This is a genomic window from Hyunsoonleella sp. J2K-J805, from assembly GCF_057167125.1.
The window spans coordinates 1,803,568-1,826,736 of record NZ_CM169901.1; the positions used below are offsets into that span (position 1 = coordinate 1,803,568).

23 protein-coding genes and 1 pseudogene are annotated in these 23,169 nt (G+C 35.5%); 15 read left to right on the forward strand and 9 right to left on the reverse strand.

All coding sequences use genetic code 11. The features are described 5' to 3' along the window. Window positions 1-84: 84 nt before the first annotated feature. Both AC1B0Z_RS07980 and AC1B0Z_RS07985 read right to left on the reverse strand, forming a co-directional pair. Window positions 85-1,077 (reverse strand): DUF6695 family protein, encoded by a 993-nt coding sequence (locus AC1B0Z_RS07980; protein WP_483795101.1) that lies wholly within the window; start codon window positions 1,075-1,077, stop codon window positions 85-87. Beyond that, window positions 1,070-1,795, reverse strand: a complete 726-nt coding sequence (locus tag AC1B0Z_RS07985) for an NRDE family protein (RefSeq protein WP_483795103.1) — start codon at window positions 1,793-1,795, stop codon at window positions 1,070-1,072. Before AC1B0Z_RS07985 ends, AC1B0Z_RS07980 begins: the two co-directional genes overlap by 8 nt. Before the next feature lie 207 nt (window positions 1,796-2,002). Here AC1B0Z_RS07985 and pruA point away from each other — a divergent pair, with 207 nt between their 5' ends. Both pruA and AC1B0Z_RS07995 read left to right on the forward strand, forming a co-directional pair. Beyond that, on the forward strand, window positions 2,003-3,631 hold the full coding sequence (gene pruA, locus AC1B0Z_RS07990) for an L-glutamate gamma-semialdehyde dehydrogenase (RefSeq protein ID WP_483795104.1): 1,629 nt from the start codon (window positions 2,003-2,005) through the stop codon (window positions 3,629-3,631). 75 nt (window positions 3,632-3,706) lie between these two features. Further along, window positions 3,707-4,930, forward strand: coding sequence for a carboxypeptidase-like regulatory domain-containing protein (locus tag AC1B0Z_RS07995; RefSeq protein ID WP_483795105.1), 1,224 nt, complete (start codon window positions 3,707-3,709; stop codon window positions 4,928-4,930). Here AC1B0Z_RS07995 and AC1B0Z_RS08000 read toward each other — a convergent pair. Next, window positions 4,906-5,715 (reverse strand): DUF481 domain-containing protein, encoded by an 810-nt coding sequence (locus AC1B0Z_RS08000; protein WP_483795106.1) that lies wholly within the window; start codon window positions 5,713-5,715, stop codon window positions 4,906-4,908. The genes AC1B0Z_RS07995 and AC1B0Z_RS08000 overlap by 25 nt on opposite strands. Window positions 5,716-5,865: 150 nt before the next feature. Here AC1B0Z_RS08000 and AC1B0Z_RS08005 point away from each other — a divergent pair, with 150 nt between their 5' ends. Together AC1B0Z_RS08005 and AC1B0Z_RS08010 are read left to right on the forward strand one after the other, a co-directional pair. After that, window positions 5,866-8,289 carry a CehA/McbA family metallohydrolase gene (locus AC1B0Z_RS08005; RefSeq protein WP_483795108.1) on the forward strand — a complete coding sequence of 808 codons (2,424 nt, stop codon included), beginning with the start codon at window positions 5,866-5,868 and terminating at the stop codon, window positions 8,287-8,289. A gap of 120 nt (window positions 8,290-8,409) precedes the next feature. Next, window positions 8,410-8,775: pseudogene (locus tag AC1B0Z_RS08010) on the forward strand (endonuclease domain-containing protein); the annotation flags it as partial. A 41-nt stretch (window positions 8,776-8,816) separates the two neighbouring features. On the opposite strand, the gene AC1B0Z_RS08015 reads toward AC1B0Z_RS08010, so the two are convergent. Beyond that, a complete protein-coding gene (locus AC1B0Z_RS08015) occupies window positions 8,817-9,503 on the reverse strand; it encodes a GNAT family N-acetyltransferase (RefSeq protein WP_483795110.1) in 687 nt (228 codons plus the stop codon). A gap of 187 nt (window positions 9,504-9,690) precedes the next feature. On the opposite strand from AC1B0Z_RS08015, the gene AC1B0Z_RS08020 reads away from it, so the two are divergent. The 8 genes from AC1B0Z_RS08020 to AC1B0Z_RS08055 all read left to right on the forward strand — a co-directional run bounded on the left by AC1B0Z_RS08020 (window position 9,691) and on the right by AC1B0Z_RS08055 (window position 15,469). Further along, on the forward strand, window positions 9,691-10,032 hold the full coding sequence (locus AC1B0Z_RS08020) for a hypothetical protein (protein WP_483795111.1): 342 nt from the start codon (window positions 9,691-9,693) through the stop codon (window positions 10,030-10,032). 3 nt (window positions 10,033-10,035) lie between these two features. After that, window positions 10,036-10,371, forward strand: a complete 336-nt coding sequence (locus AC1B0Z_RS08025) for a hypothetical protein (RefSeq protein ID WP_483795113.1) — start codon at window positions 10,036-10,038, stop codon at window positions 10,369-10,371. 3 nt (window positions 10,372-10,374) lie between these two features. Beyond that, window positions 10,375-10,629, forward strand: a complete 255-nt coding sequence (locus tag AC1B0Z_RS08030; protein WP_483795114.1) for a hypothetical protein — start codon at window positions 10,375-10,377, stop codon at window positions 10,627-10,629. Window positions 10,630-10,655: 26 nt separating this feature from the next. After that, window positions 10,656-11,276 carry a 5'-methylthioadenosine/S-adenosylhomocysteine nucleosidase family protein gene (locus AC1B0Z_RS08035; RefSeq protein ID WP_483795115.1) on the forward strand — a complete coding sequence of 207 codons (621 nt, stop codon included), beginning with the start codon at window positions 10,656-10,658 and terminating at the stop codon, window positions 11,274-11,276. A gap of 390 nt (window positions 11,277-11,666) precedes the next feature. Beyond that, window positions 11,667-12,014 (forward strand): YciI family protein, encoded by a 348-nt coding sequence (locus AC1B0Z_RS08040; protein WP_483795116.1) that lies wholly within the window; start codon window positions 11,667-11,669, stop codon window positions 12,012-12,014. After that, the gene (locus tag AC1B0Z_RS08045) at window positions 12,014-13,267 is read left to right on the forward strand and encodes an RNA polymerase sigma factor (RefSeq protein WP_483795117.1); all 1,254 of its coding nucleotides are present in this window, start codon (window positions 12,014-12,016) and stop codon (window positions 13,265-13,267) included. The genes AC1B0Z_RS08040 and AC1B0Z_RS08045 overlap by 1 nt, the downstream gene beginning before the upstream one ends. Before the next feature lie 111 nt (window positions 13,268-13,378). Continuing rightward, a complete protein-coding gene (locus AC1B0Z_RS08050; protein ID WP_483795118.1) occupies window positions 13,379-14,329 on the forward strand; it encodes a tetratricopeptide repeat protein in 951 nt (316 codons plus the stop codon). Between the two features lie 156 nt (window positions 14,330-14,485). After that, a complete protein-coding gene (locus tag AC1B0Z_RS08055) occupies window positions 14,486-15,469 on the forward strand; it encodes a tetratricopeptide repeat protein (protein WP_483795119.1) in 984 nt (327 codons plus the stop codon). Between the two features lie 12 nt (window positions 15,470-15,481). Here AC1B0Z_RS08055 and rsmG read toward each other — a convergent pair whose 3' ends face one another. Continuing rightward, on the reverse strand, window positions 15,482-16,105 hold the full coding sequence (gene rsmG, locus AC1B0Z_RS08060) for a 16S rRNA (guanine(527)-N(7))-methyltransferase RsmG (protein WP_483795120.1): 624 nt from the start codon (window positions 16,103-16,105) through the stop codon (window positions 15,482-15,484). Between the two features lie 140 nt (window positions 16,106-16,245). On the opposite strand from rsmG, the gene AC1B0Z_RS08065 reads away from it, so the two are divergent. Next, complete coding sequence (locus AC1B0Z_RS08065; protein WP_483795121.1) at window positions 16,246-17,340, forward strand: fatty acid desaturase family protein; 1,095 nt, start codon at window positions 16,246-16,248, stop codon at window positions 17,338-17,340. A gap of 28 nt (window positions 17,341-17,368) precedes the next feature. After that, the gene (locus AC1B0Z_RS08070; RefSeq protein ID WP_483795123.1) at window positions 17,369-18,553 is read left to right on the forward strand and encodes a pyridoxal phosphate-dependent aminotransferase; all 1,185 of its coding nucleotides are present in this window, start codon (window positions 17,369-17,371) and stop codon (window positions 18,551-18,553) included. Between the two features lie 108 nt (window positions 18,554-18,661). On the opposite strand, the gene AC1B0Z_RS08075 is transcribed toward AC1B0Z_RS08070, so the two are convergent. The 4 genes from AC1B0Z_RS08075 to trkA form a co-directional block, all read right to left on the reverse strand. Then, window positions 18,662-18,925 carry a hypothetical protein gene (locus tag AC1B0Z_RS08075; RefSeq protein WP_483795125.1) on the reverse strand — a complete coding sequence of 88 codons (264 nt, stop codon included), beginning with the start codon at window positions 18,923-18,925 and terminating at the stop codon, window positions 18,662-18,664. A 94-nt stretch (window positions 18,926-19,019) separates the two neighbouring features. Then, the gene (locus tag AC1B0Z_RS08080) at window positions 19,020-19,271 is read right to left on the reverse strand and encodes a hypothetical protein (RefSeq protein ID WP_483795127.1); all 252 of its coding nucleotides are present in this window, start codon (window positions 19,269-19,271) and stop codon (window positions 19,020-19,022) included. Window positions 19,272-19,435: 164 nt separating this feature from the next. Continuing rightward, window positions 19,436-20,929, reverse strand: coding sequence for a TrkH family potassium uptake protein (locus AC1B0Z_RS08085; protein ID WP_483795129.1), 1,494 nt, complete (start codon window positions 20,927-20,929; stop codon window positions 19,436-19,438). Window positions 20,930-20,943: 14 nt separating this feature from the next. Beyond that, window positions 20,944-22,293 (reverse strand): Trk system potassium transporter TrkA, encoded by a 1,350-nt coding sequence (gene trkA / locus AC1B0Z_RS08090; RefSeq protein ID WP_483795130.1) that lies wholly within the window; start codon window positions 22,291-22,293, stop codon window positions 20,944-20,946. Between the two features lie 148 nt (window positions 22,294-22,441). Between trkA and ubiE the strand changes: the two genes are divergently transcribed. Then, the gene (gene ubiE / locus AC1B0Z_RS08095) at window positions 22,442-23,167 is read left to right on the forward strand and encodes a bifunctional demethylmenaquinone methyltransferase/2-methoxy-6-polyprenyl-1,4-benzoquinol methylase UbiE (protein ID WP_483795132.1); all 726 of its coding nucleotides are present in this window, start codon (window positions 22,442-22,444) and stop codon (window positions 23,165-23,167) included. The last annotated feature ends 2 nt before the right edge of the window (window positions 23,168-23,169 follow it).

Here is a 23,169-nt window from a genome sequence, read left to right on the forward strand (position 1 = left end):
CTTAGCGCAGTCGAAGCATGAAGCATGCCGTTTAATTCCTAACGCGGAATAAAATGCCGAAAGTTTATTGTAAATGACGTCATGTTATAAAATTCTATCAAACCTAAACACCCTATTCCCCTGCTTCACATGAAAAAATTTGCAGTTGGAATAATGTATAAATTCATAAGGTAAATCATAATTAAAAGCCTCATCCTCAACAGTAAAATGCGCATCACAATCTACATTACCATACGGCGAAATACGCCTAAATCGGTAATTGGCTACACTTCTATTTTTATGTAGCTCAAACCAAGCACCTGCTGCAATGCCCGATAACCACTGTGCATGTTCAGCCCTATCGTCATTATGTTTTGGCTCTAAAGTTCCTATAAGATTCACTTTGTGATCTTTTAGTCTATCTAAAAAGTAACGCACATTTTCACTTTTTTGTGAGCCTTTAAATTCTGTGATTTGGCCTTGTTCAGACACTTCATACACATAGTTTTCAGTATCTGCCAATAACACATTCCCAACTGTACTCGGTGTAAACCATTTGGAACTAATAAGTGCTTTTTTAATTTTTGAATCTGTTACCGAGGCTATCAAACTATCCGTCACAAATCGTGCACAATTGCAAGCGTTCTTAACAAACGCAGCATATCTTATAAAATGTTTGTTTTGCATTTCAGTAATGTGTTGCCGCGCTTTTTGATAGTTAACAGCATTACAAATTGAAGCCACCAATTTACCATCACCATGAGTTAGCTTTGGATGTGTACCCAAAAATTCCAGAATTTCATCGAGATTAGTGATGATGTCGTCTTTAATTTTGGCAACTAATGGAAAATCCAATTCATTATCGGTGTCTTTTCCCCTAACACGGCCTGTAGGCTCTGGTGTGATATATCGGCCAAAATCATGATATTCTAAAATTCCGGTGGATTTATCGATTAAAACCAAAGCTGCATGACCTGCACGCAAGTAGTTCTTTTTGCCAACCCCCAAATACCTTAAAAACGGAGAATACCATTCATCCGCAACCATAACAATGGTTTCAGGATATGCCATAGTTATAATAATACCTGTATTAGCCATTAACGGGTTGTGGAAATTTAACTGATTTTGAGATTTGTTTACCGTTTAAAAGATTTTCATAGCGCATTTCCGTTTCAGCATTATGCTTTTCTACCTGAGTAATGCTTGTAGTTTTTACAAATCCTCTATCCATGATGACACCGTAATCCAAATTACTCCCACCAGCAGTTTTATGAAATTGTTGCACGGTCCCAGCATTCAATGAATATTTTGATCTAAACTCTTTAAACCATCCCGAACGTTCTACTCGCATAGCTTCATTATATAGAGTTGAAGATGACCAAATTTTTGGTTTCAAGGGTAATTCTGTAAAATAAACTTCGTTCTCATCCCAAACCAGTTCAAGGAATTTTAAATCGGTATTCCAATCAGCAATAACCATAGTAAAAGGTTCAATACCTTCAAAATCATATTGACCAATGGTATCCACAATCTCATCAGCAACCATAAAATCTTTTGCAACTACACCTCTACTTTTTCTGTAAGACGCATTTTGCACATGAATTTCAAAAGCGCCATTTAATAAGCAGATTACTCGTTTTTTCTCGCTTACCCCAATCCAGGTACCCCCAGAAAGCTCATCTTTAGGAAATAACAGTGCGGTATTATCAACGGTATAAAACTCAGGTGGAAGAGACACACGATTTGGCGCTTCATCTCGATTTGAGGTCAAAATAAAATCGGTATTCCCCTTTGGAATAATAGTAACTGTACACATAAAAACAGTAGTCTCTTATAGAACTGCCAACTTACAAAAAATAAATAAAATCTAAATCAAGCTAACCTAGATAAAATCATAATTAAAAGAACTGCTATTTGCAAAATTTAACGCGATTTTAAGGCAGCCAAGTAACACTTTGTAATTTAATAATTCTTAAATTTGTAGCCAATTCACTGAAAAATTTTTATTAAAAACCAATAAATCATGGGAAAAGGCTTTTTTAATGTACCTATTGCAGTTAATGAACCTGTAAAATCTTATGCTCCTGGAACTCCAGAACGTAATGCCGTTTTAGAGGCTTACAAAGCGATGTTTAATAGCAAAATTGATGTCCCACTTTACATCAATGGCAAAAACGTTACTACAGGAAACACAAGAACCATGTCACCGCCTCATGATCACCAACATGTGGTTGGCAATTACCATTTAGCGGATCAAAAACATGTTGATGATGCCATTGCAACTGCTTTAGAAGCCAGAAAAACGTGGAGCCAAATCCCTTGGGAACAGCGTGCAGGTATCTTTTTAAAAGCGGCAGAACTTATCGCTGGACCATATAGAGCAAAAATAAATGCTGCTACCATGATTGCACAATCAAAAACCATACATCAAGCTGAAATTGACGCGGCTTGCGAGTTGATAGATTTCTTACGTTTTAACGTGCAATTTATGGCGGATATTTACATGGAACAGCCAGAAAGTACAAGTGATGCCTGGAATCGCGTGGAATACCGTCCACTAGAAGGCTTTACGTATGCAGTAACACCATTTAATTTTACGGCAATCGCAGGAAATTTGCCAGCTTGTATGGCGCTTATGGGTAATGTAGTGGTTTGGAAACCTAGCGATAGTCAAGTGTACTCTGCTAAGGTAATTATGGATGTATTTGAAGAAGCTGGTGTACCTCCAGGTGTTATTAATGTGGTGTTTGGAGATCCTGTGATGATTACCAATACCGTAATGGCTAGTCTAGATTTCTCAGGATTGCACTTTACTGGTTCAACATTTGTATTTAAAGAGCTTTGGAAACAAATAGGTAACAACATTCACAATTACAAAACCTATCCAAGAATTGTTGGTGAAACTGGTGGAAAGGACTTTATTGTTGCGCATAAATCAGCCAACCCAAAACAAGTAGCAACAGCTATTTCTCGTGGTGCTTTTGAGTTTCAAGGTCAAAAATGTAGTGCAGCCTCAAGAGCCTATATCGCTAAAAGCATTTGGAATGAAGTAAAAGATTTTCTGGTAGAAGATGTGAAATCATTCAAAATGGGTTCTCCTGAGGATATGAGCAACTTTATCACGGCAGTAATTCATGAAGGATCCTTTGATAAACTGGCAAAATATATTGATCAGGCAAAATCAGACACTGATGTAGAAGTATTGACTGGTGGCAACTACGATAAAAGCAAAGGTTATTTTATTGAGCCTACCGTTCTAGTTACTACAAACCCAAAATACACAACCATGTGTACTGAGTTATTCGGACCAGTAATCACAATATATGTCTACGAAGACAACGCATACTTAGAAACATTGAAACTTGTTGATGAAACCAGTGAATATGCATTAACAGGAGCAATTTTAGCAAAAGACAGGTACGCCATAACAGAAGCAACCGAAGCATTGCAAAACAGTGCAGGTAATTTCTACATCAATGATAAACCTACTGGTGCTGTAGTGGGACAACAACCGTTTGGTGGTGCAAGAGCATCAGGAACAAATGATAAAGCAGGTAGTGCACAAAACTTATTGCGTTGGGTATCCCCAAGATTGATAAAGGAAACCTTCGTAACGCCTACTGATTATCGTTATCCGTTTTTGGGGGAATAATACTATTTAAATTTTGGTATTTTAAAAAGGTAGTTTTCTTATATTGAAACTGCCTTTTTTTTGTTTCTGATGCTCATGCAACACCTAAATCAACATATTTTCGCCTCAATCCTTGTGCTTCTTGTATGCTTTAACATATTTGCACAACGCACCATAAAAGGGAAGGTGCTAGATAATGAATTACCTCTTGAAGGCGCTTCGGTTTACCTAAACAACACTACTACTGGCACCATCACCAACTCGCGTGGTGAATTCACTTTAGAAGTAGCGTCTGGGCATTACGATTTGATAATTTCTTTTCTGGGATATCAAACGGTAAATTATCCTTTTTATACAGAAACGGTAAAAGATAGTTTAATTTTCAAACTGGAAGAACAGCCCAATCAATTGGATGAAGTGGTTATCAAAAAAACAGTATATGATGACATTTGGTATCATAATTTAAAATACTTTAAGGATGCGTTTTTAGGGAAAACAGAATTCTCCAAAAACTGCGACATTCAAAATCCGAAAATTTTATATTTTGATTATGATAATGCCACCAATATCTTTACCGCAGATGCTCGAGACTATTTGCAAATAAAAAATGAAGCTTTGGGTTATGAAATTAATTACGAGTTAGTTCATTTTGAAATTACAGGCAACTATGTAACCTATTTAGGCTATGCGTTTTTTAAACCTCTAAAAGGTGGGAAACGCAAACAAAAGCAATGGGCAGAAAACAGATTAGTAGCCTATAATGGTTCTAATATTCATTTTTATAAGTCTGCCCTAAATGATGAATTGGATAAAGCCGGTTTCATTGTAAATCAATTTAGGCGAGTGCCGAATGAAGAACGACCAACTGACGAACAAATTGCGAAAGCCCGAGCAGTGTTAAAGGCATCTCGAAATACCATTACATTTTCTAAAAAAATTGACACACCAAAAACGGCGGTAGATTCTGCCCTAGTTGTAATACAAAAACAGCGATTGCCCAAATTTAAAGACTACCTCTACAAATCTGGATTGAAAGCTTCTGACATCATATCTCTAAAAAATGGTATACCTGTACTCGGTTTTAAGGACAATATTTCGGTGGTTTACACCAGGGAGAAAGAGGAATTGGCATATACATTTAGTAAACCAAGAGCACCTGTAGAACAGACCTCAGCTATAATTCCTTTAAAACAAGATGCGGTTTTAGATAAAATCGGTATTTTGGTAAACCCTCTAAATGTAACCTTGGAAGGCTATTGGTCATTTGAAAAATTTGCCAATACTTTGCCTTTAGATTATGAACCAGTCGCCTTGGATTGAGTCGCAGCTTTTTTTGTCTTCTTGTTATCTATGGTTTTTAATGTAAAACCAAAGGTCAAAAACCGATCTTCCTTTTGCTGCCCTTCAATAACTATACTTTCATAAGTGTGAAGATAGTTTATTTTAAAGTTTAAAAAATCCCATACGGGCAACTCTAAACCTACATCTGCTTGCCACCTAAAATTATCGCTTTCCTCAAGTGAAGGTTGAAAATAGCTTACATGATTTAAAATCAATTTCTTTTTAAACAACGTATATTTTCCATTAACCCAAAATGTCCCGCGAAGTGTGCTTATGGTTTGCAAACCATCGTAGTTATTTCGGTTAAAATCTGTTTCTGAAAAATTAGTACGTTCGTATTCACTAGAAATGGAGAACTTAAGCCAGTTGTCTTTTTTACGCCAAGCTTGATAAGTAACCCCTGCGCCATAAATGTAGCGTAAATCAATCTCCCTTCTAAAATTAGTGCTTACAAAACCTAAAAATAGCGGATAGAATTTTCGTTCTGGATTGATATATAAAAAGTTTAAACTTAATATATCTTCATCTGCTTTTTCCTTTCCAAATTCTTGATACACATACGAGTTTCTGGTCTTAAAAATCCAGTTTTTCCAAGGTTTAAAACTCACTTCAGAGGTCGTTCTAAAAATTACTGTTTCTACATTGCCCCCTTGAAAAAAACCTGTTATGCCTAAATTGGCTTTTAACTTAAGCGTATCACTCTCATTAATTTGAGCCGAGATAAAAACAGAAAATAGTAGAAAAAAATAAAGATACGTTCTCATTATAATACACGATATAATTTCTCTTTTCAATCATTGCAAATATAATTAGCAATTCAACTTCATTCATTTATGATAATCAAGAAAATACCATACAAAACCACAACAAAAATCTTCTTATCTTTGTGAATCTGTTTTTTAATCCAATTTACCATGAAGCATCTTGTACTATTTGCCATACTTACCCTATTTTGTTTACATTCCGTTAGCGCACAATGGAGCAACAGATATCCCAAAGTGGATGGTTTTGGTCACCACGTATATCTCGAAGGGTATGAATTGCCCGTAATGAATTCAGGCGCAACAGACCCCGCACCTTCACCAACTAAAAACGAAGTAGCGTTTTCCGCAAAAGGATGGCTATGGCTGCTAGATTTAAATACGAAAGTAGCAACTAGAATTACATCTTCAGGAGCTATGGATTTTAAACCCAATTGGTCTCCAGATGGTAAAAGTATTGTGTTTGTTCGTGATACTGGTTTAGACACAAAGATTATGCTATTAAATTTAGCTGAAAACATAGAAACGGTTTTAGTCGACACCAAAGCATTAGATCTAGACCCTATTTTTTCTTCAGATGGAACATCGGTGTATTATGCATCTGCAGATAACGGTTCTTTGGATATCTGGAACATTGATTTAACAAGTAAAACCAAAACAGTTTTAACCTCATCAGGAAATCTAGAACGCCTCCCGATTCCGATAAATACCGAATACATGGTTTACCTAAAGAAAATGGGCTTTTCTTATGACTCGATTGAGCTAGTAAATCTCGATGAGGACAAATCTACTGCCTTAGCCGAGGAAAATTTCATGTCCCAAGCATCATTTTCACTAAGTTCAGATAAACGCACTTTAGTGTATACATGGCCGCAGGATGACGATTATGAATTACGATTGTTGGACGTGGTACATCCCGAAAGTAACTTACTGCTAACTAAAAGCAATAAGCTGCCATTAAATCCGAAATTTAGCAAAGACAGAACATGGGTATATTACAATGAAACCAATAACGAAGAACATTCAGAATTAAAGCGCATTAGTCTTAACGGAGGTTCACCAGAAACCCTAGCTATTAAAACTTGGAACTGGAATACACCTACTGGAAAAGTAAATATCATTAGTAACGTTGATGGTAAAAAAGCACCAGTTCGTATGAGTATTACTGATGCCTCAGGGCACCCAATAGTTCCTAATACTGGTATAATACATTCTGAAGGACAAAATGGTGTGGTATTTTTCTATGCTGATGGAAGCACCCAAGTTGAAGCACCTCTAGGAGAGCTTACAATTACAGCTGTTCATGGCTTATCAACCGTAAAAAATGTAACAAGCGTAACTTTGGATTCTGACAGCAAAAGCATGGAAATAAATTTGAATACCATTTGGAATGCACAAGCTAATGGTTGGTATTCTGGCGACAATCATTTTCATTTGAATTATGGCGGAACTAACCAATTAGACCCAAAAGATATCGTAATGGATTTAAAGGCTGAAAATGTAGATGTTGCCTTTCCATTATTAGCTAATCTCGGAAATCGATTTTTACAACGTGATATTTGGGAATGGAAACATGAAGGCACACCTCTAATTCAGTTTGGACAGGAAGTCCGTTCACACTTTTTAGGCCATTTGGGTTTATTGGGCACACAAGATTTATTTTGGCCTTGGGTTTGGGGACCTTATTATGATGTTTACGGGCGTGATGACCGCTTAAACGCCGAAGCATTGGAGTTTGCTAGAAATCAAAACGCTTTGGGAGGCTATGTGCATCCTGTAAGTGTAAGAGATCCGTTCAGCGATAATGGAGCGCAGCGCATCCCTATTGAACTTATAGCCGATTGTGTTTTAGGCAAAAGTGATTTAATTGAGGTAGGGTGTTTATGGTCTGATGAAATTGGAACCGCTAACCTATGGCATGAAATTTTAAATATTGGCCAACCCTTGGCTATCTCCGCAGGAAGTGATGTGATGAACGATTTGTACCGCACCATGGCTATCGGTGTTACGAGAGTTTATGTAAAACCTGATGGCGAACTTTCAATCCCAAGCTATTTAAGGGCATTGAAAGAAGGTAAAAGTTTTGTAACCAACGGCCCTCAGATACTTTTTGAAGTGAACGGAAAAGAAGTGGGCGACGTGATAAATACCAAAAGTAAAACCGTGAAGTGGACGCTTGATGTACATTCCCCAACAGCATATGATACTGTAGAAATTTTTGTGAATGGTGCTGTAGTTTGGACAGGAAAAGGCAATAGAAAAGCAGGCTCTAAAACCTATAAAGGCAAGATTGAAATACCTTCAGGCGGTTGGGTAACGGCTAGGGTTTCTGGTGGTGCTGTAGAATGGCCACTCATGGATAGTTTTCCTTTTGCTGAAAGTAGCCCTATTTGGTTTAATGCCATTGGAAGCACCGATGTGAATGCCTCGAAATCCTCTGCTGAAACGTTGTTGCGTTTGCTTGACGTTTCTAAAAAACGCTTAAAGCGAGGTTATGGCGATAACCCAATTCCTAAGTTGGAAGCGCATTTTGAAGAGGCTAAGGAATATTTGGAGAAACTCGTTGAAGATAATTGATTTAGAAAACCCAAACATCAATAGTCAAGATAAAATTTAAAAAATAAGACGGATCCCGTCCCCTCTAAAAAGAGGGGATTTAGGGGTGCGTTTAAAAATTACAACCCAAAACTAAAAGCTCTAGCAAGACAACTTCGAAATAGTTCAACAAAGTCAGAGATTAAACTTTGGACATATTTGAGAAGAAAACAGATGCATGGATATGATTTTCATAGACAAAAACCGATAGACAATTACATTTTCGATTTCTTTTGAAACAAACTCCAATTAGCCATCGAGTGTGACGGATACTCCCATGAAATAGTTGAAGTTTTTGAGAAAGATATTAAGAAAACTAAACGTTTGAATGCATTAGACATTCGGGTATTAAGATTTTCTGGTTATCAGATTATGCATGATATTGACAACGTAATAAGAACTATTGAGGGATATATTTTTGAATTTGAAGAAAACGATTTTACATCTCCCTTACTCCCTCCTTCTTAGGAGGGACACTCAAACGCAACCACTAAACAACTCAACGCTGTTTATTTTCTATTAAAAAACCACCAATTCATATCGCGTGTTAATTGAAATCCTAGGCTTTTGTATAAACCTATTACAGGATTTCCTTTGGTGGTATGTAAAATAGCCTGTTTACCTGTTTTTAAAATTTCCTTTGTAGTATGTGTAATCAGTTGTTTTGCTAATCCCTGTCTGGTATAATTGGGATGGGTTACTACCCCACTTACTTCAATAAAATCTTTGGTTTGCATGCGTTGACCAGAAATTGCCACCAACTTTCCATCTTTAAAAATGCCAAAGTAATCGCCCATATCAAAAGTGCGTTTTTTGTAATACCCTGGCATTACCAACCATATTAAATCGTAAATCTCCTGAACATGTACTTCAGTAAGTGGCACTATGATTTCCTTGATTTCTACCTGAATTAATTGGTCCAATATCATTTGGCAGCCTTCCATTTTTTTATTCAGTACCACATGCTTGTCATCAAATGTTGGAACACTTTTCTCAGAAACCAGAAAAAAGTCTTTGGTGAGTTTTGAATATGCCGTTAATGCCGACTTTGTTTTTTTAGAATTGGTAAAAGCTCCAAACGGACAAATTTTTGGGTTGTAAAATTGCACTTCATCATACTCCACCGCAAATTTGTGGTGTGTTTCGTTTAACGCGTGCCAAACTGGATTTTCTAATGTTTGCTGAAAATGATTCATTTAAAAAAACTGATGTATCAAATGTAATTTGAAATATTGAAATATTTTAAAAAACAGTCGATTGGTTTTGATACAATCTACTTGACTTTGTAAAAAATTTCTTCTATCTTCGTTTAACGGCGGATATAAGCCATACCAACGGCGTATATCCGCTAATCCAGTTGTTGATAATAAAAAACTAAATAATATGAGTGAAGAGAAAAAATCGTTCCCAATGTTGTCAATCAGAGTATGGCATCAATTGAGACAGCAATTCAAGAAAAAAATTCCGTCTTCAATAACGAGCAGCTATTTGGCAAGTATTTTGGGAATAGCTGAAACTTCAGCACGAACAAACATATTAGCTCCATTAAAAATAATGGGGTTTATACTTGATGATAACAAAGCGAATTCTGACTTAATCGTAGAATTCAGAGATGATATCAAATATCCCAAATTCTGTGAGAAGTTAATCTCAGACATTTACCCTGATGATTTGACTGATGCATTTCCTGATTCCTCCAGTGAAAAATCGCAAATTCAAAATTGATTTATGACAACTGGTGTTGGTCAAGCGGCTGCGAAAAGAGCTGCAAGCTTTTATCATGAATTATTACTTGCAAACCCAGATAAAGAGGTCAAAGAACCTAAGGCAAAAACAACAACTCAGAAACCCAAAAGAGAAAAAACTAAGGTTGAACCAAAGAAGTTAGCACCGCCAACAGGTGAAAAGAAAACCCCAGCAGGTCTTTCGCAGTTAAACCAACAGTTAAGTTCAAAAAGCAATATGACAATTAACCTAAACATCCAATTAACTGTACCCGAAACGACAGATGAGGAAGTTTATAATAAATTCTTTGAGGCAATGAAAAAGCACTTGCTTTCTTAGGTTATGAATGATTTAATCAACATATTAAAAAAGACATCAGCATTTTCAGCTAAATCAGGGTGGAAAGCAAATCCACAAGAAATTGATAGTAGTATTCTTAAACGAGTGCATAATTTTGATATCAGCATTATAACTTCTACAATTGACGAATTCGAAGAGCTTCAAAACCAATTGGGAAACCTTGAAGAATATGAAACTGATTTAGATGATTCAACGCTATACTATTCTTGTGAACTCGAAACAGCAAGAGGGGTGTAAGTATTATCGTTCCATATCCAATAGCTATGGGAATTGAGGGTTCTGTTTGTAATACAACCAAAATAATAAATAGCTTTCATCCGCAATATCTATTTATGATAGGTGTTTGTGCTGGAAATTCTAATATTACAAATATTGGTGATTTAGTTATCGCTGAGAAATCTCTTAATTATAATAGTATTGTTGAAATTGAAAAGTCTGATGGAACAACTCGGAAGAAGTACATGCAAAATGCTGACGGTATTAATAAAAATCTAAAGTCCAAGTTGAGCAGGTTTTTTTCAATAGACGTGTTGAAATCAATTAAAGATTCTAATCCAAAACATGAACTTTTCGAAAAAGACCTAAAAAAACATATTGGCCTGATGGTCACTGGAAGCTCTCTACTGCGAAGTGATGAAAAAATTAAGGATATTAATGAATCCTACCACAATGTAAAAGGACTTGACATGGAAACAAATGGATTCTATTTCACTTCCACTCATTCTGCAAATACGACACCTCATTTCGTCAGTATTAAAGGAGTTTCAGATTATGGAGATACAGCAAAGCACAAAATTAAAAGTAATGACAGAAAGGACTATGCCCTCTTCAACAGCGTTAATGGAACAATACATTTCATTAAAAAGGAAGTCATTATAAAGTAACTATCGACAACACTGTATATGAAATCATAGCACCCTTCGGGATGCTACGCTTCATATACTAGTTAAACGAACCTCCTAAAAAACTTTTAAAACAATTTAAGCACTTGCCAAAGCAAACATACCCCGCGTTAAGGATTGCAGCGGCATCCTTTATGCGAAGCTTTTGATGTTGAAGTTTTCAAATTTTTGAGTTATGCCTATTTTCAGAGAGATCCCGAAACAAGTTCGGGACTGCTTCGCAGAAAGATATAGCGGAAAGCCTGACCCTTTAGGGGAACGCCAAAATTATTTTTATAAAAAACTACGCTTGAATTAATTATTTTTGAGGAAGTTGTCCCCTTTTATATTTTGGTAAACGTCTTAAGGGTATAAACTTTAAAACATGTAGTTATGAAACAATTTATGATGATTTTTACGGGAGCCGATTATGCGGCATTAGGGCTTTCGCCAGAGGAATTACAGGAACGTATGGGGAAATGGTTTGCGTGGGGCAACAAAATGAAAGACGCTGGTATTTTAAGAGGCGGTGAGGCTTTGACACCACAAATAAGACGTGTTTCTGGAAAAAACAGAACAGTAACGGATATGGCTTCGGCAGAGGTTAAAGAGGTTATTGGTGGATATTATACCGTGGAGGCTGAGGACTTTGATGCGGTTGAAAAAATTGCACAGGATTTCCCAGATTACGATTTGAATGGTACTGTAGAAATTAGAGAAGTAATGGTATTTGACCGTTAATGGAACACCAATTGATTGACCATCTTTTTCGCCACCATAGCGGAAAGATGGTTTCTGTTTTAACTCGGGTTTTTGGACTGAAACATCTTGATATTATAGAAGATGCGGTACAAGACACCTTTATTAAAGCAAGCTTAAGCTGGCGAAAACAGCAACCTGAACACCCCGAGGCGTGGTTGACTGTTGCCGCCAAAAACCGGGTTTTGGATATTTTTAGGAAACTAAAAACGGAACAGAAACACCTACCAAACATCAATCAAGGAACGGATGCCATTGCTATAAACGAGCTGTTTTTAGATACTGAAGTTGAAGATGCACAACTGCGTATGATTTTTACGGCGTGCCACCCAAAATTAGATCCGCGTGACCGTATTTCATTCGCTTTAAAAACGGTTTCGGGGTTTAGCACCAAAGAAATTGCTTCGGCATTATTAACCAAGGAGGAAACAGTTAAAAAGCGATTATCCCGCGCTAGAAAAGCGATTCAACGGGCTGATATACAATTTAAGATACCACAAGGGAAGTCTTTAGAGTTGCGATTGGACAGTGTTTTGGAGGTATTATATCTTATTTTTAATGAGGGCTTTCATTCTAATAAAAAAGAAACCTTGATTAGGCAAGAATTGTGCAGTGAAGCGTTAAGGCTCGCACAAATGCTTTTAAAAAACACCTTAACACGCACACCTGATGCGTATGCCCTTTGTGCGCTAATGTGTTTTCATGCGTCGCGCATTGAAAGCAAAACCAACGCTGACAATGAGTTGCTAGACTTAAAACACCAAGACCGTAGTTTATGGCATTTTCCCTTGATACAATTAGGAAATTCCATGATGTATAAAGCTGTAGAAACTGATGAATTTTCTTTTTATCATTATGAAGCCGCCATTGCTGCAGAGCATTTAAAAGCTAAAACTTTTGAGGATACTAACTGGAAAAAAATATTACACTGGCATCAGTGCTTGCATACCCTACAGCCTATGCCCTCGCATATACTAACAATGGCAGTGATTTGCATGCAGATCAAGGATTTTAAATTAGCCAAAAATTATCTATCCCAATTGAAACCTGAGGATTTTGTACAGCGGGCTTATCTGTATTACGGCGCTTTTTCAGATTTATACGCTGCTACTTCCAAACCAAAGAAGGCATTGCACTTTATTAATTTGGCATTGGAGTGTGTCAGCAACGACTTGGAAAAGGCCTATTTGGAAAAGAAAAAGCGGAAATTACAATCAAAAAACAGAAAGCTATAAAATCGTCTTTAAAATTTCATTAGTTTTATGCTTCAATTATCGTGGAATAGTTTTTGATATTTTAAATACATCAAAAACAATACACTTAAAGAATTGACGTTTAGAAATAGCATGAAAAAGACATTACTAATTTTGCTATTTGTGCCATTATTAAGTATTGGGCAAGCTACCAAGTTTGTGAGGCAAGCCCTGAGACTTAACGATCCCAAAGCACAAATAGAGATTTTGAATCAAGCCTTAGAGATAGACAATAAGCATCTGGACGCCTTGTTCTACCGAGGTATTGCTAAATACAATCTGGAAGACTACGACGGGGCTATTTTAGATTTTACCAAGATAATTTTCTTTGAACCTGATGCCGATAGTTACTACAACCGAGGCAATTGTAAGTTTAATTTGATGGATTATCAAGGTGCTTTATTCGATTATCAAAAGGCCATTGAGCTTGATCCTGATTTAATTGGCGCCTATTTCAATTTAGGGAATACTAAATTTAATTTAGAAGATTTTAAAGGTGCTGTAGCTGCCTATTCTAAAGTTATTCGTGCTTTTCCTAATGACTATAAATCTTACAGTCAGCGTGCTTCAGCTTATATGGAGTTGAAAAATTATAAAGCAGCATTTAAAGATTTTGGCGCATGTATTTTAATAAGACCAAATAGCCAGTCCTATTACAACCGTGGTTATGCCCTACTTGAGATTAATTACTATAAAGAAGCCAAAGATGATTTTTTAAAAGCAATAAAAATTAACCCCAATAATACACCTGCTTATTTTTATTTAGGTGTGAGTCAAATGCTACTAGGTGAGTTTGATGAGTCTATAAAGAGCTTAACCTTTGCTACAAATAAAGACCAAATGGATTATGATGCGCATTTTGGATTAGCTATGGCTTATTACTATAATAATGATTTAGAAAAAGCAAAAGCTAAGTTTGAACGTGCAAAAAATCTATTAGGCGCTAGGGGCAACAACACGCTACCTGCTTTTAAGGACACATATTGGGAAGTAAATGAAAAACAGCTTTTTTCAGAATTATTTAAAAAACTAAGTGCGTTATAACAGACTTAAAGCCATCTGTAAATACCTAAATTTCTCTTAAAACAACGTTTAAAAATACATCTATTTTGTATCTTTAAGAGCCTGAACATGAGACAAATCAACTGTTTGACTTGTTTTTATGTTTCGAATCTTTTAAAATTTATTATTCCTGTTGCTATGAATAAACAAATTTTTACAAAAGTGCTTATCGTTGTTCTCCTTATATGTAGAACAGTCTCCTTTGGACAATCAAAAAAACTGGTACGACAAGGCAAAAGACTAGCAGATCCCAAACAGCAAGAAATAATTTTTACCGAAGCCATTGCGCTAAATGAAGAAAATTTAGATGCCTATTTTCAACGTGGGTTGGCAAGATTTGATCTCGAAAACTATTGGGGCGCTATTTTAGACTTCTCAAATATAATTTTAAAAAAACCCGATGCTGATTCTTTTTATAACCGTGGTAATGCAAAATACGCCCTAGGTGATTTTGAAGGTGCTTATGAGGATTATGTAATGGCTATTGAATACAAACGTGATTTTTTTGAAGCATATTACAATTTGGGAATGACTCAATTTAATTTAGAAAGGTACCGACAAGCTTCAAAATCCTTTTTGTTTTTGCTTAAGCATTTTCCTGATGATGTAAACACCAATATTCAATTAGGATTGTCTTTTACAAAGCTTAGGCAAAAAGAATTAGCTATTATATTCCTTAACAAGAGTATCACCCTAGAACCCAATAGCGACACTTACCATAATAGAGGTATGGCTTACTTAAATATGAGAGACTTTAAGAAAGCAGAAGCAGATTTTAGAAAAGCAATTAATCTCGACAAAAAAAACGACTCTGCCCATTTTTATCTTGGTATTTGCCAACTATATTCTAGAAATTATAAAGGAGCTGCACAAAGTTTTGAAGACACTTTAAGGTTTAATGCAGTGGATCTTGAAGCACTTATGGCCTTAGCAATTGCAAGCTATCATTCTCAAAATTATGATAAAGCAAAATGGTGTTTTAAAAAAGCTAGAAATATTTTAGCAGCTGAAAATGAATTATTTAAATACAAAAATGAAGTTGCGCTTTTTAGCGAAACAGCTTGGAGCATAAGTGATGGTCATATTTTTGAAATTTATGTTGACAGGTTAAGTGCTTTGTAAACAGAGCTGTTTTTAGAACTTTATAGGCAGATGTACTATTTTTTTGGTTTCGAAAAAATCCTCTTCAAAATAAGCGCTTAAATTATAAATTGAAGTTGTTGAATAGTCTTTTAGTTCTTCGGTTAAATCTCCTCCTTTAAGGTAAAGTATCCCATTTTTTAAATCGTTCTTTTGCTTTTTAGCTATTTTACCTTTTGTCCAGCGCACAAAAGTAGGCATTGCAGCCACGGCGCGACTAACAATAAAATCGTAAGTTTCATCAATGTCTTCAACTCTTGTATGCGTTGTGCGTACATTTTCTAATTCTAAACCTTCAATTACTTCATTAACCACTTTAAGCTTTTTAGCAATACTATCCACCAAATGAAAATGGCAATTTGGAAACATAATTGCCAGTGGAATCCCTGGAAACCCCCCTCCTGTGCCAACATCCATAATATATGAGCCGTCTTTAAAGGAAATTACTTTTGCTATCCCTAAAGAGTGCAATACATGTCTCAAATATAGTTCATCTATATCCTTCCTTGACACCACATTTATCTTCAAATTCCAATCTTTATATAGCGCCTCAAGTCTTTGAAATTTAGATATTTGGTCTTCTGAAAGGCTAGGAAAGTACTTAAGAATTAACTTCATTAATGTTAAATTTTCAACAAAAATAAAGGTTTCACATATATATTTTTACATTCAAACGTTCTTTGTTGAATTGATTAATCTATATCTTTGCACGACGTATAATTATTTTATACATAATAAAGATTAAACTAAATTTAATTATGAATAAGCAAGCACTTTCATTTTCAAGAAAAGATCCTGCGAAATTTTTTAAGACCTTAAACAAGCGTGTAAACGATTATTTTAAAGAAAATAACCTTAAACGTACCGGCAATTGGAAATTATATATCAAAGCCGTTGTGATGTTTTCATTATTAATTGTTCCTGCTATTTTAATCTTGACTATAGATCTACCTGGTTGGGCACAGATACTAGGTATGGTAATTGTTGGCGTTGGTATGGCAGGTGTTGGCATGAATGTGATGCATGATGCAAACCATGGTTCCTTTTCCAGCAAAAAATGGGTAAATAAATTAATGGGAAGCAGCATATATATTTTAGCTGGTAATGATTATAATTGGAAAGTACAACACAATGTTTTGCACCATACATATACCAATATTCAAGGACACGATGAAGATATTGATGCGGGTAGAATTATTAGATTTTCTAAGCATGCTAAGTGGTATAATTTCCATAAATACCAAAGGTTTTACGCCTTCTTTTTATATGGCTTATTAACCGCAAATTGGGCTATTACGACAGATTTCACCCAAACTTACAGATACTTAAAAAGAAAATTAGCCTATGGAAAAATGCCAAATCCTGCAACGCAATGGACAAAGCTTATCGTTGGTAAAATAGTGTATTACTCTATTTGGGTAGTATTACCATTATCTCTTGGTTTTAAGTGGTGGGAAGTACTTATTGGATTTTTAATCATGCATTATACAGCTGGTATTATTTTAAGTGTAATTTTTCAATTAGCACATGTAATGCCAAATACTGAAATGCCTCTTCCAGACGAGCAAGGTAATATGAAAAACACTTGGGCAATTCATCAATTGTTCACCACATCAAATTTTTCTCCTAAAAGTTGGTTTGTTGAGTTTTATACTGGTGGATTAAACAGACAAGTAGAACATCATTTGTTCTCTCATATTAGTCATATACACTACAGTAAATTAGCTAAAATCGTAAGAGAGACTGCAAAAGAATTCAGCTTACCTTATAATGAATACAACACTTTTTGGGAAGCAGTTGCAGAACATTACAATCAATTAAAAGCTTTAGGACAAAAACCTAGATTAGCTTAAATACGCATTAAATAAATTTAACCAAACAATGCAAGCATTATCAGATAGAATTTTAAATATGTCTACGTCTGCTACACTAGCTATGGCAGCCAAAGCAAGAGAATTAAGAGGTGAAGGAAAAGACATTATTGGCCTAAGCCTTGGGGAACCAGATTTTAAAGTTCCAGATTTTATACGTGAAGCGGCCATACAAGCGATAAATGACGGCTATAACTCTTATACACCTGTTGATGGGTATGGAGAGTTAAAAGATGCTGTGATCAAGAAATTTAAACGTGATAATAACTTAACATATTCACCCTCTCAAATTGTGGTTTCAACTGGTGCTAAACAATGCTTAGCTAATGTTGCCGGTGTGATGTTAAATCCTGGTGATGAAGTTATTTTACCTTGTCCGTATTGGGTGAGTTATTCTGACATCGTGAAACTTTATGAAGGAGTTCCTGTTGAAGTAAAAACTTCAATTGAAACAGATTTTAAAATGACTGCGGAACAATTAGAGGCTGCCATTACACCAAAAACTAAAATGATGTGGTTTAGCTCACCATGCAACCCGAGTGGCTCTGTGTATAGTAAAGAAGAATTACAGTCCTTAGTTGATGTTTTTGCAAAGTATCCAGACATTTATGTAGTTTCAGACGAAATATATGAGCACATCAACTACGGGATAGATTATACAAGTATTGCCGAGTTTTCTGAAATGTACAACAGAACAATTACAGTAAATGGTGTATCTAAAGCTTTTGCAATGACTGGATGGCGTATAGGCTTTATTGGTGCACCAGAAAAAATTGCAAGAGCATGTAATAAATTACAAGGACAAATGACTAGCGGAGCTAACTGTATTGCGCAACGCTCTGTTATTACCGCGTTAAATGAAGACCCATCATGTGTGAAATACATGATTGACGAATTTAAGGTACGTCGTGATTTAATATTAGACTTATTGGGAGATATTGAAGGATTCAAATCAAATACACCTGATGGTGCGTTTTACGTATTTCCTGATGTAACTCATTTCTTTGGAAAAACCCTAAAAGGACATAAAATAAATAATGCAACCGACTTTTCTTTATTCTTGTTAGAAGAAGCTTTAGTTGCCACTGTAACTGGTGATGCCTTTGGAAACCCTAATTGTATTAGAATTTCTTATGCAGCTTCGCAGGAGCAAATTATTGAAGCTATCAAACGCATTAAGACAGCCGTTAGTTAAAAAAAATTATGCACAAAATATATAGACCTGTCACGTTTTTAAAGTTGACAGGTCTTTTTTTATAAGATGCTGAATCAAGTTCAGCACGACAAAAGCTTACTTTTTAGATTAAATTGCATAAACTAAAAACAATACAACTACGACTATAAAAACAACGAATAGTAAAATTTGTTTCTCCAACCTTCTTGTATTTTCCTTCTTTATTTTTTCTCTTAGCTCTAAAATTTGTGCTTCTGTAGCCTTCGGGAGTTCTTTCAGTTCAATATAGGCGTAACTTCCCCTTAAAGGTTTTCTGTCCTTTCGTTTAGACAACTGATTTCTATTATTTTTTAAAGAGACATTTGCTCCCGCCATTAAGCCTTCGCCACCCATGATTTATTATTTTTAAATTATCTAAATAAAATACAAAAAGGTCTTACTAATGAGTAGTGAGAAAGAAACAAATGTTACAACAATAAACTATCTCTTATGCAAATAAACTAATAATAACAGTAAAGAAAAGTGCTACTTTTAGCGCAACTTCAGCTCCTGAAACCAACCGGTATCTTGAATTTTTAATACGGCTTCTTAAGCCAAAAATTGATTTTGAAGACGCATTTTTAAGGCTTTGCTTAACAACAGTTTTGTAGTTTGAATTTAAAAAGTTTGAAGGGCCGTAAAAACGCTCTTCTTGTTCGGAAAACGAATCTAATTTACTTGAGTTAATTACTAGTTCCATGATTGATGATTTTTAATTGGTTATACTATATTGACATACAACTCAAAAAAATGTTACACCTCAATCAATTTATAAATCGTTAGAAATCAATACTAAAATTCGGAAATATTAGATTTTATCAGGCTTTCAATAATTATAAAAAATCAAAAAAATATTTTAAAAATCTATCTATTCCGCCAAAAGAAAGGCGTAAACAGCACCAAAACCGTAAACAGTTCCAAACGGCCAATAAGCATTAAAAATGATGCCCACCATTGTGCCAAAGGTGGTAGTGCCGCATAGTTATTTACAGGGCCAAAATCTCCTAGAGCTGGACCAACATTTCCTAAACTAGATGCCGCTAGTCCGATAGCAGATTCAAAATCTAACTGAAACATTGAAAACACCAGTGCGCCAATAATAAAAGAGAGCATGTAGAGGATAAAGAAACCTAATATATTGAATACAATATCCCCCGAAATAGCCTTTTTATTGTAGCGTACTGGTAAAATTGCGCTAGGGTGAAGCGCTCGCTTAAATTCTAAAAACCCGTTTTTAATCAAGAGCATATGGCGTACCACCTTTACACCACCAGAGGTACTACCTGCTGAACCACCCAAGAACATTAAACCAAAAAAGAACACTACCAAAAATGGGGTCCACATGGTGTAATCTGCAGTTACAAAACCTGTGGTAGTTACTATTGCCAGCACTTGAAATAAGGCATGCCTAAGGGCACTTTCACCTTCTCCCCAAACCATTGGATGATCGATGGATGATATGGAAACATCTGCCCTAAAATAAATTAATAATGCAGCGATTATTGTAAAAATGGCTATGAACTTGAAATAGAGCTTGAACTCTTCGTCATGCAAAACTTTTTGAACTTTTCCTTTAAATGCAAAGTAGCTCAACACAAAATTTGTTCCAGCTAAAAACATAAACAAAATTATGATGTATTGAATTATTGGTTGTCCGTTCCAGTACGCTACACTTGCATTTTTTGTTGAAAACCCTCCTGTTGAAACCGTACATAACGCATGATTTATAGCATCAAAAAATGACATTCCCGCAACACTCAGCAACAACGTTTCAGCTGCTGTATATCCAAAATAAATTAACCATAAACGTTTTGCTGTGTCTGTAATTCTTGGGTGTAATTTATCGGCACTTGGTCCCGGCGCCTCAGCAGCAAACATTTGCATACCACCGATACCTAACAATGGCAGAATGGCAATAGCTAAAACTATAATTCCCATACCACCAATCCAATGCGTTAAACTACGCCAAAACAAAATCCCTTTTGGCATCGCCTCAATATCATTTAAAATAGACGCCCCAGTGGTAGTATAACCAGACATGGTTTCGAAAAAAGCATTGGTAAAACTGGGAATACTATTAGTAATCACATAAGGCAGTGTGCCCGTAAGCGCCATGATAATCCAGCCAAAGGCTACAACAATATAACCTTCGCGTTTGTTCATCTCTTTATTATGCTTTCTAGTCAAAAGCATAACCGCACCGCCCAAAATTAAAGTAAGTATAGAGGCTAAAGAAAGTGTACCAGTTACCCCATCTTCATAAAAATAACTCACTAAGGTGGACAGCAGCATAAACCCACCGTTAAATAGAACCAGCAATCCTAAAAAATGAAAAATGATCTTGTAGTTGAGTTTCATTGATTAAAATCTGCTTATAAGAATAATTTTTCTACACCTTTAATAGATCGTAATAAACTACATACTACAACTTTATCCCCCTCTTGAATTTTAAAACTTCCTAAGGCAATGTAACCAACGTTTTCTCTAATAACACCGCCAATAATTGCAGAACGCGGAAAATCAACATTTTTAATGAGCTTATTACATATTGCGGATGTTGCTTTTACCTCAAACTCCAGCAATTCAGCATTCATGTTACTCAACTTCGTCATTGCCACAACCTCTCCTTTTCTTATGTACCTAAAAATACTGTTTGCTGCAAGCAATTTTTTATTGATTAACGTATCAATACCTATGGAGTGAGATAACTCAAAATAATCCATATTTTCAACCAAAGCAACCGACTTTTTTACACCTTTTGAGTTAGCCACTAAACAAGACATTATATTAGTCTCAGAATTATCACCAACAGCAATAAATGCATCCATTTCGCTGATACTTTCTTCATCTAAAACATCAACTTTTCTCCCGTCGCTCTTAATTACCAAAACATTGGGCAATTGGTCTGCAATATCAAAAGCACGTTCCTTATCGCCTTCTAAAAGTTTGATATTAAAACCCTTTTCACTCAAATCCCTGGCTGCCTTAAAACCAATTTCAGTACCACCTAAAATCATTACATTTTTAATCTCGGTATTGGCTTTTCCTGTAAGTCTGCATAATTCTTCAGCGCCACCTTCCGAAGTAATAAAAACCACATTATCACCTTCTTTAAAAATGGTATCACCTCTCGGGATTAACGTATATTGCGTACCTTTTCGTTGAATTGCAATAGGAATAAAGTGAATTTCAGGAAATATTTTTGCGGCTTCCTTAACATTTTTCCCAACAAACGATGCCTCTTTAGATAAAGTTAAGCCTGCCATGGTTAACGCTCCCTCTTCAAACTCATAAGTATCACTAAACGAGGTTTGCCTTAAGGAAAGTTCAATTTCCGAAGCCGCCAAAGCTTCGGGAGAAATCAACTCATCAATACCAAATCTGGTAAATCCAACTTCATCCTTATAATTAATAAATTCTGTATTAGATATTCTAGCAATAGTGCGTTTTGCACCTAGTTGTTTTGCCAGAACACAAATGGTAATATTTGTAGTTTCTGATGCCGTAACGGCAATAAGCAAGTCGCATATATCCACTTTGGCCTCTCGCAATATTGATATAGATGTAGCATCACCACGAATTACTTTTATATCTAAATGCGTATCGGCGTAAGCTAAACTCTCTTTATCAGTATCTATTAAATTAATTTCCTGAGATTCGTAGGACAATAATTTCGCTAAATGAAATCCAACTTCACCAGCACCAGCAATTATTATTTTCATCTTTCTTATCTATAATAAGCAGCACAAAGATAGTACAAAATAAATATGGCAAGATTAAATCTATAAGATATTCATAACCCTCTAGTTACTCCAAAGCTTCTTAGGTAGAAATGATATAAATATGTAAGTTTGCCTAAAAATTAGCAAGTTGTCAAAAGTTAAACCATATAAAGATAGTGATCTAAGTAAAAAAGATCAGGTAACTAAAATGTTTGATACTATTTCCAAGGATTATGATGGGCTTAACCGTGTGATTTCCTTTGGAATTGATGTAAAATGGCGCAAAAAAGTTGTGAATCTCGTTAAAGATCAAGACGCTAAAACCGTTTTGGACATAGCCACAGGAACTGGAGATTTGGCCATAGCCATGACAGATACGAATGCTGAAAAAATTATTGGCCTAGACATTAGCTCTGGAATGCTAGACATTGGAAAACAAAAAATAAACAGCAAAGGCTTATCTGATAAAATTGAAATGGTTCTAGGTGATTCTGAAAAAATGCCTTTTGAAGACAATACTTTCGATGCTATAACCGTAGCCTTTGGAGTAAGAAATTTTGAGAATTTACAAAACGGGCTTAAAGACATTCTTAGAGTGTTGAAACCAGGAGGAGTTTTTGTAATTCTTGAAACTTCTGTGCCAACAAAAACACCTTTTAAACAAGGTTATAATTTTTACACCAAAAATATTTTGCCCCTGATTGGTCGTTTGTTTTCTAAAGACCGCAGCGCTTATAAGTATTTAAGCGAGTCGGCTTCGGTTTTTCCTTATGGTGAGGCTTTAAACAATATTTTGCGCAAAACTGGGTTTATTAATGTTGAAGATTTTCCTCAAACCTTTGGGGTAGCTACTATTTATAAATCATCAAAGTAATT